Here is an 8,366-nt window from a genome sequence, read left to right as displayed (position 1 = left end):
TCGGGGTCCAGCGGCACGAACGCGCCGCCCGCCTTCCACACCGCCAGCATCCCGACGACGACGTCCACCCCGCGCGGCAGGCACAGGCCCACCCGGGACTCCGGCCCGACGCCCACACTGGTCAGGTGCCGGGCGAGGCGGTTGGCGCGGTCGTCCAGCCGCGCGTAGGACAGGGTCCGGGTGTCGCAGCGCAGCGCCGTCGCCTCCGGGGTGGTGGCGGTCTGCTGATGGAACGACTCCAGCCACGTGGCCTGGGCGAGGGGCCGGGTGGTGTCGTTCCAATCCTCGATCACCTGGGACCGCTCGTCCGCGTCCAGCAGGTCGATGTCGCAGACGCGGACCTGTGGGTCGGCCGCGAACTGCTCCAGCACCCGCACCAGTCGACGGCTCGTGCGCTGGGCTTCCTGCCGGTCGAACAGGTCCGGTCGATAGGACAGCTCGATGCGGAGGGACTCTCCTGGGCTGACGCCGACGGTGAGTGGATAGTTCGTCGCCTGGCGTGTCGTCAGCCCGCGAAAGGAGAGGGAGTCTCGTTCCGGGCTTCCCGAGGCACGCGGGAAGTTCTCGAACACCACCAGGGTGTCGAAGGTGGCGCCTGCGCCGACGTGTTTCTGGATCTCCGACAGCCCGAGGTGATGGTGGCCGAGCAGATCGGCCTGGCGCGCCTGCAACGGAGTGAGCGTGTCGAGGAGCGACCGGGTGCCGTCGATCGGGACTCGCACCGGCACGGTGGTGATGAGAAGACCCACCATCGCCTCCACGCCCGGCAGGTCCGGCGGTCGGCCCGCCACCGTGGCGCCGAACACCACGTCGCCGCGTCCGACGCGTTGTGCCAACACGATCGCCCACGCGCCCTGTACCACGGTGTTGACCGTGAGGCCCCGCTCGCGGGCCAGCGCCTCGAGTGCCTTCGTGGTCTCTTCCGAGAGGTCCAGGCGAATTTCCTCCGGCAGCACCGGAAGCCTCGAAGAATCGGCCGGGGAGACGAGAGTCGGCTCCTCGATTCCGGCCAGCTCCGTCCGCCAGGCGGCCTGGGCGGCGTCTCTGTCCTGTCGGCCCAGCCACGCCAGGTAGTCACGATAGGCGGTGGCCGGTGGTAGCGCCCGGCCCTCGCCCTGTGCCGTGTACGCGGCGGCGAGGTCGTTGAGGAGCACCGACATGGACCAGCCGTCCACGATGATGTGGTGCACCGCCATCACGAGATGATGCTGATCCCCCGCCAACCGAATGAGCAGCAAGCGCAGCAACGGGGGCGCGCCGAGGTCCAGTGGCAGGTCACGGTCCTGGGTCGCCAGCAGTCTCGCCTGCCGTGACCTGTCGGGCTCGTCGAGTGAGGAGAGGTCGATCTCGCGCCAGGGCAACTCGACCTCGCGGGTGATGAGCTGAACGGCCTCGCCCGAACCACGTTGGTGGAAACTCGCTCGCAACGACGGATGACGGTTCACCACCGCCTTCCACGCCGCCTTGAACCGCGCGGAGTCCAGCCGTCCGTCCACAGCGATGACGCAGTGGATGGTGTAGACGTCGGGAGTCTGGTCATCGAACGACGAGTGGAAGAGAATCCCCTTCTGCAACGGCGAGAGAGGCCATACCTCCGCGAGCGCAGAACCCGTTCCGGAGTGTGACGAGGTCATTGACGTTGTCCTCCCTCAAGACTCTTCGCTATCGCCTCGAACTGCTCGACTTCGTCCTGGGCGAGGTCGAGGAGGGGGAAGTCGGAAGGGGTGTGGCCGCCGGCATCGGGGTTGGCGGTGTGGGTGGCAAGGCCGAGGAGCATGTCCAGCCAGGCACGGCCGAGGCGGTCGACGTCGTCGGTGTCCAGGAGGTCGGTCGGCCAGGCCAGGGTGAGGGTGAGGTGGGGCCCTTGCGGAACGTCCCTGAGCACGGCGCCCGCTTCGAGGAGGTGGGGAGCTGGCATGTCGGGATTGGCGGAGCCGCCGATGGGGCTTTCACCGGCCATTCGCCAGGGTGTTGTCTGGTCGGTGGTGGTGGGGGTGGGGAAGCGGCCGAGGTAGTTGAAGCCGATGTCGGGGGTGGGGAGGGCGGCGAGGGTTTCGGCGGTGTCGGGGTTGAGGTGACGGAGGAGGCCGTAGCCGAGTCCGTCGCCTGGGGTGGTCTGGAGTTGTTCCTTGATGGATTTGAGGAGGTGGCCGGCGGCGGGGCCGCCGGCGAGGACCTCGTCGAGGTCGACGGGGGTGGTGGAGAGACGTACGGGGTGGAGGCTGGTGAACCAGCCGACGGTGCGGGAGAGGTCGGTCTGTGCGCCGTCGAGGGGGTGGCGGCCGTGGCTTTCGATGTCGATGAGTTGGCCGTTGGTGGTGGTGTCCGGGCGCCAGTGGGTGAGGGCTCCGGTGAGGGTGGCCAGGAGGATCTCGTGGACGCCGCAGTGGAAGACCGCGGTGGTCTGGCCCGTCAGGATCGCCGCCTGGTGGCCGGGAACCAGCCACGTGCGAGAGACCAGGGTCCGAGCGGTGTCGCGGGCAGGATCCAGGGCCCGCCGGCCGAGGCGCGGTCCCGGACGGCTCAGCGACGTCGTCCAGTGGGGGAGTTCGGCGACCAGTCGCGGGTCCGTGGCGTGGGTGGTGAGCAGGGTGGCCCAGCGACCGAAGGAGGTGCCCTCGGGGTCGAGCACGGGCCGGTGTTCGGCGGCGGTGGCCTCGCAGGCGGCGGCCAGGTCGGACAGGAGGACGCGCCAGGAGACGCCGTCGACGACGAGGTGGTGGGCGATCAGGACCAGGCGTCCGAGCCGGGTCGGCCCCGCGTCCAGCCAGACCACCCGCACCATGGTCCCGGCGCGCGGATCCAGCTGCGCCGCGGTTTCCTGTGCGGCCTGGTGGGCGAGACCGTCCAGGTCGTGGGTCGCCGCACGGGTGGCGTCGACGCGGTCGATGAGCCGTGTCGCCTCCACGGTGCCCGGCTCGCCGATCACCATCGCGGGGTCCGTCTCGTCCCCGACCAGCTGGGCGCGCAGCATGTGATGGGTGTCCACCAGGGCGGTCAGGGCGGCGCTCAGAGTGGGCTCCTCCAACCGGCCGGGGGCAGTGACCACGATCCACTGGCAGAAGCCAGGGCCGGTGGCCTGGGCGCCCATCCAGCGCATGATCGGGGTGAAGGGCACCGTGCCGACGCCCGGGTCCTCCGTGTCGCTGTCGGGCCCGGTGGCGCTCGCGCTGCGGGCCACCCGCGCCAGGCCCTCGGGCGTCTTCTCCTGGAACACCTCCCTGGGAGTGAGGACCAGTCCGAAGTGGCGGGCGCGGGAGGCGAGTTGCATGGAGGTGATGGAGTCGCCGCCGAGGGCGAAGAAGGAGTCGTCGATGCCGACCGTTTCCAGGCCCAGGAGGTCGGCGAAGAGGGTGCAGAGGGCGGCTTCGGTGTCGTTGCGTGGGGCTTGGCCGGTGGAGTGGGCGGCGTAGTCGGGGGCGGGGAGGGCGTTGCGGTCGAGCTTGCCGTTGGGGGTGAGGGGAAGCGCGTCGAGGAGCACGACGGCGGCGGGGAGCATGTGGTCGGGGAGCGCGGTGGCGGCGTGCTCGCGTACCTGCTCCGGCGTGAGGTCGGCGGTGCCGGGGACCACGTAGGCGATGAGGCGTTTGTCGCCGGGGTGGTCCTCGCGGGTGGTGACGGTGGCCTGGGCGATGTGGGGGTGGGCGAGGAGGGTGGTTTCGATCTCGCCGGGTTCGATGCGGTAGCCGCGGATCTTGACCTGGGCGTCGGCGCGGCCGTCGAAGTGCAGGTTGCCGTCCGCGTCCCAGTGGGCGAGGTCGCCGGTGCGGTACATCCGCTCTCCGGGTGCGTCGCCGTAGGGACAGGCGAGGAAACGTTCGGCGGTCAGGCCGGGCTGTCCGGCGTAGCCGCGGGCGAGGCCGGCTCCGGCGATGTACAGCTCGCCGGGAACACCGGGAGGGAGAGGGCGGAGGTAGCCGTCGAGGACGTAGGCCCGCGTGTTGTCCAGCGGGCGGCCGATGGTGACCTTCTCGCCCCGGCGCAGCGGCATGCTCATGGACGCGCAGACGGTGGTCTCGGTGGGTCCGTAGGCGTTGATCATCCGCCTGCTCGCCGACCAACGGTCCACCAGCTCGGCCGGACACGCCTCCCCCGCCGTGACCAGCGTCTCCACGTCCGGTGGCAGTTTCTCCTCCCTCGCCAACACACTGGGAGGCGCGGTCACATGGGTCGCGCGCACCCTGCCGAGGGCCTCGGCCAGTGACACGTTGGGCGGCCGGAACTCCGCCTCGGGCACCACCAGCGCGGCGCCGGACAACAGCGCCATGCACATCTCCGAGATCGCGGCGTCAAAGCTCGGAGAGGCGAACTGCAGTACCCGGGCACCCGGATGGACCGCGAAGCGTTCGATCTGGGCCTGGGCCAGGTTCGCCAGCCCCGCGTGCGAGACGACCACCCCCTTGGGCCGCCCGGTCGAGCCCGAGGTGTAGATCACGTACGCCGCGTGAGCCGGGTGGACGGGGCCCAGGCGCTCCTCGTCCGCCAGGTCTCCCTTCGCGGACTCCCCTATGGCTGCCGCCACGACGGGATCGTCCACCGTCAGGGCGCGGGCCGAGAGATCCTCGGGGACCACCGCCCGGGTGTCACGCGTGCAGACCACGAGGGTCGGGTCGGCCGACCGCAGCATGAAGCGCACCCGCTCTCGCGGATAGCTCGGATCGACGGGGACGAACACCCCGCCGGCCATCGACACCGCCAGCAGCGTCTCGACCATGGCCGCCGAACGCTCCATGATCACGACGACCCGGCGCTCCGGCCCGATGCCCGAGGCCGCCAGGTACCGTGCCAGCCGCTGGGCGCCCGCCCGCAGCTCGGCGTAGCTGTGCCGGCGCGTTCCCTCGACGACGGCGACCGCGTCAGGGGTGGCCGTCGCCCGGGCCTGGAAGAGCTCCGTCCACGTGCCCGAAGGCACCGCACGAGCGGTGTCGTTCCACTCCACCACCACCCGGGACCGCTCGACACCGTCCATCAGGTCGATGTCGCTCACCCGGGCCTGCGGGTCGGCCACGATCTGCTCAAGCACCCGTTCCAGAGAGGCCAGTACTCGCTCCGCGTCGGAGCGGTCGACGACATCCTCGCGGTAGGCGATCTCCCCTTCCAGTCGCTCGCCCGGGATCGCGATCAGGCACAGGGGGTAGTGACTGGCGTCCCGGGTGCCGCCCACGCGGTGGAACGACACCTCCGCGGCCTCGGGACCGCTGGCGGAGTGCGGGTAGTTCTCGTACACCACGAGCGTGTCGAAGTTGGCCCCGGGGCCGGCGAACCGCTGGATCTCCGCGAGTCCGAGGTGTTGGTGACTCATCAGGCCCACCTGTCGGTGCTGCAGGTCGGTGAGCATGTCGATGACCGGCTGATCGTCGGCCAGCCGCACCCGGACGGGCAGCGTGTTGATGAAGAGGCCGATCGTGGATTCGGCACCGGGCAGGTCGGTGGGTCGGCCGGCCACCGTGCTGCCGAAGACCAGGTCACGGCGTCGGGTCAGCCGGGCGAGGATCAGCGCCCAGGCTCCCTGCAGAAGGGTGTTGACCGTCACGCCCCGGCTGCGGCTGAGGCGGGCCAGAGCCCGGCTGAGGTCTCCGCCGAACTCGAAACGCAGGGCCCGCGGCCGGACCGAGACGCTGGAGTGGTCGGCGGGCGCGACCAGCGTGGGCTCCTCCGCCCCGGCCAGTTCCGCTCGCCACGCCGCCTGTGCCGCCCGCCTGTCCTGCCGGTCCAGCCAGGCCAGGTAGTCCCGGTACGAGGCCGCCACCGGCAGCGCCGTCGCGCTGTCCCCGGCGGCGTACACGGCGGCCAGGTCGTCGAACAGGATCGGCAGGGACCAGCCGTCCATGAGGAGGTGGTGGCTGGTGAGAACGAGGCGGTGGTGTTCGTCGGCCAGGCGCACCAGCAACACCCGCAGCAGCGGCGCCGTGGTCAGGTCAAGCCGGCCGGCCATCTCGCCGCGGGCCAGCCGCTCCATCGCGACCGAGACGTCGTCCTCGGGGAGTGAGGAGAGATCGACCTCCTGCCAGGGCAGCTCGACCTCGCCGGCGATCACCTGTGCGGTCTGTCCCGAGGGCAGGTGGTGGTGACTTGCCCGGAGGACTGGATGGCGGGCCAGCACCGTCCGAAAGGCGGCCCTGAGCCGGCGAGCGTTCAACGGTCCCTCGAGCGCGAGAGCCCGTTGACCGGCGTAGACATCCGGCCCCTGGTCGTCGTAGGCGGCGTGGAACAACAAGCCCTCCTGCAGCGGCGACAGGGGCCAGACGTCCACCAGACCGGGAACGGCCGTCTCCAGCCTCTCGACGTCGTCCTGGCTGAGGTTGAGGAGGGGGAAGTCGGAGGGGGTGTGGCCGCCGGCGTCGGGGTGGGCGGTGTGGGTGGCGAGGGAGGTGAGTGTCTCGACCCAGGCGTGGCCGAGGCGTTCCGCGTCGGTGTCGTCGAGTGGGCCGGAGGCCCAGTCGAGGGTGAGGTGGAGTTGGGGTCCTTGGGGGGTGTCCTGGACCAGGGCGCTGGCGTTGAGGGTGTGGGTGGCGGGGGTGTCGGGATGGGCGGTGCCGCCGATGGGCGTGTCGCCGATGAGCTGCCAGGGCGTTGTCTGGTCGGTGGTGGGAGCCGGGAAGCGGCCGAGGTAGTTGAACCCGATGTCGGGGGTGGGGAGATCGGCGAGGGTGGGGGCGGTGTCGGCGTTGAGATGGCGGAGCATGCCGTAGCCGAGGCCGTCGCCGGGGACGGACTGAAGCTGTTCCTTGACGGACTTGAGGAGTTGGCCGGCCGCGGGTCCGCCGGCGAGGGCCTCGTTGGGGTCGATGCCGGTGGTGGAGAGTCGGACGGGGTGGACGCTGGTGAACCAGCCGACGGTGCGGGAGAGGTCGTCGCTCCCGTCGAGTGGGTGGCGGCCGTGGCTTTCGATGTCGACGAGTTGGCCGTTGGTGGTGGTGTCCGGGCGCCAGTGGGTGAGGGCTCCGGTGAGGGTGGCCAGGAGGATCTCGTGGACGCCGCAGTGAAAGGCTGAGGCCGTCTGATCGGTGAGGACGGCCGTGTGCTGGGCGGGCAGCGTCCAGGAGCGTGTACGCAGGCGCGCCACGGTGTCCCGGCCCGGGTCGAGCGTCCGCCGGCCCAGCGGTGGGGATGCGGGTCCGCTCAGCAGCGCGGTCCAGTGGTCGAGTTCGGCGACGCGGTCGGGGCTTTGCGCGTACGTGGTCAGGGCCCGCGCCCACTGCGTGAACGAGGTGCCGCTCGGGTCAGGCGCGGGGTCTTGCCCGGATGCGGCGGCCTGGTAGGCCGCGGCCAGGTCGGGGAGGAGGATGCGCCAGGAGACGCCGTCGATGACGAGGTGGTGGGCGATCAGGACCAGGCGTCCGGGGCGGTCGGATCCGGCGTCCACCCAGACGGCCCGGAGCGCTCCCGGCGTGGTGAGGTCCAGGCGTTCGGCGGCCTCCCGGGCCGCTCGTTCGGTGATCTTCTGGAGGTCGGTGGTGGGTGCCGTTGTCGCGTCCACCCGGAGAATCAGGCTCGTGGCATCCACCTGGTCCGGCCCGGAGACGACGACCACCGGGTGGGGGCGGCCGGGCGCGGGGGGTTGGACGCGGGCGCGGAGCATCGGATGGGCGACCATGAGCGCGTCGAGCGCCGCGGTGAGCACCGCCTGGTCCACTCCCGACGGGGCGCCGACGGTCACCCACTGCGTGAAACCGGCCCTGGTCGCGTGCGGGCCCATCGCCCGCATCGCCGGCGTGAACGGCACCTCACCCACGCCGGAGTCAGCCTCCGCCGGGCGCTCCTCAGAGATGCCGCCCGCCGCCGTTCCGACGGTCCCGGCCAGGCGCTCCGGTGTCTTCTGCTCGAAGACCTGCCGGGGGCTGAGCGTCAGTCCTTCGCGGCGGGCGCGGGTGGCGAGCTGCATGGACATGATGGAGTCGCCGCCGAGCGCGAAGAAGGAGTCGTCGATGCCGACCGTTTCCAGGCCGAGGACGTCGGCGAAGAGGGCGCAGAGGGTGGCTTCGGTGGCGTTGCGGGGCGCGCGGTCGGACACCCGTCCGGCGAAGTCTGGGGCGGGAAGGGCGGCGCGGTCGATCTTGCCGTGGGCTGTCAGCGGTAGCGCGTCCAGGACCATCATCGCGGCGGGCACCATGTAGTCCGGTAGGTGGGCGGCGGCGAACGCGCGGACCGTGTCCGTGTCGATCTCGTCCGTGGTGGCGGGGACGAGGTAGGCGACGAGCTGCTGTTCGTGGGGGATGACGGCGGCTTGGTGGACTGTTTCGTGGGTGGTGAGGGTGGTTTCTATTTCGCCGGGTTCGATGCGGTGGCCGTGGATTTTGGTTTGGGTGTCGGTGCGGCCGTCGAAGTGGAGGTGGCCGTGGGTGTCCCAGTGGGCGAGGTCGCCG

At 71.2% G+C, this 8,366-nt stretch carries 2 protein-coding genes; both read right to left on the bottom strand.

Going from position 1 to position 8,366, the window contains the following annotated elements; all coding sequences use genetic code 11:
* On the bottom strand, positions 1-1,574 hold a 1,574-nt coding region (locus tag ABGB06_RS39160), incomplete at its 3' end, for a condensation domain-containing protein (protein WP_347600444.1).
* A gap of 56 nt (positions 1,575-1,630) precedes the next feature.
* Positions 1,631-8,366 (bottom strand): amino acid adenylation domain-containing protein (locus ABGB06_RS39155; protein ID WP_347600441.1); only part of this gene is annotated, 6,736 nt, incomplete at its 5' end.

This window comes from Streptomyces sp. B6B3 (assembly GCF_039871525.1).
Taxonomy (GTDB): Bacteria; Actinomycetota; Actinomycetes; order Streptomycetales; family Streptomycetaceae; genus Streptomyces.
The sequence above is the reverse complement of the archived record's forward strand: the minus strand, read 5'-3'. Positions and strand labels throughout refer to the sequence as shown.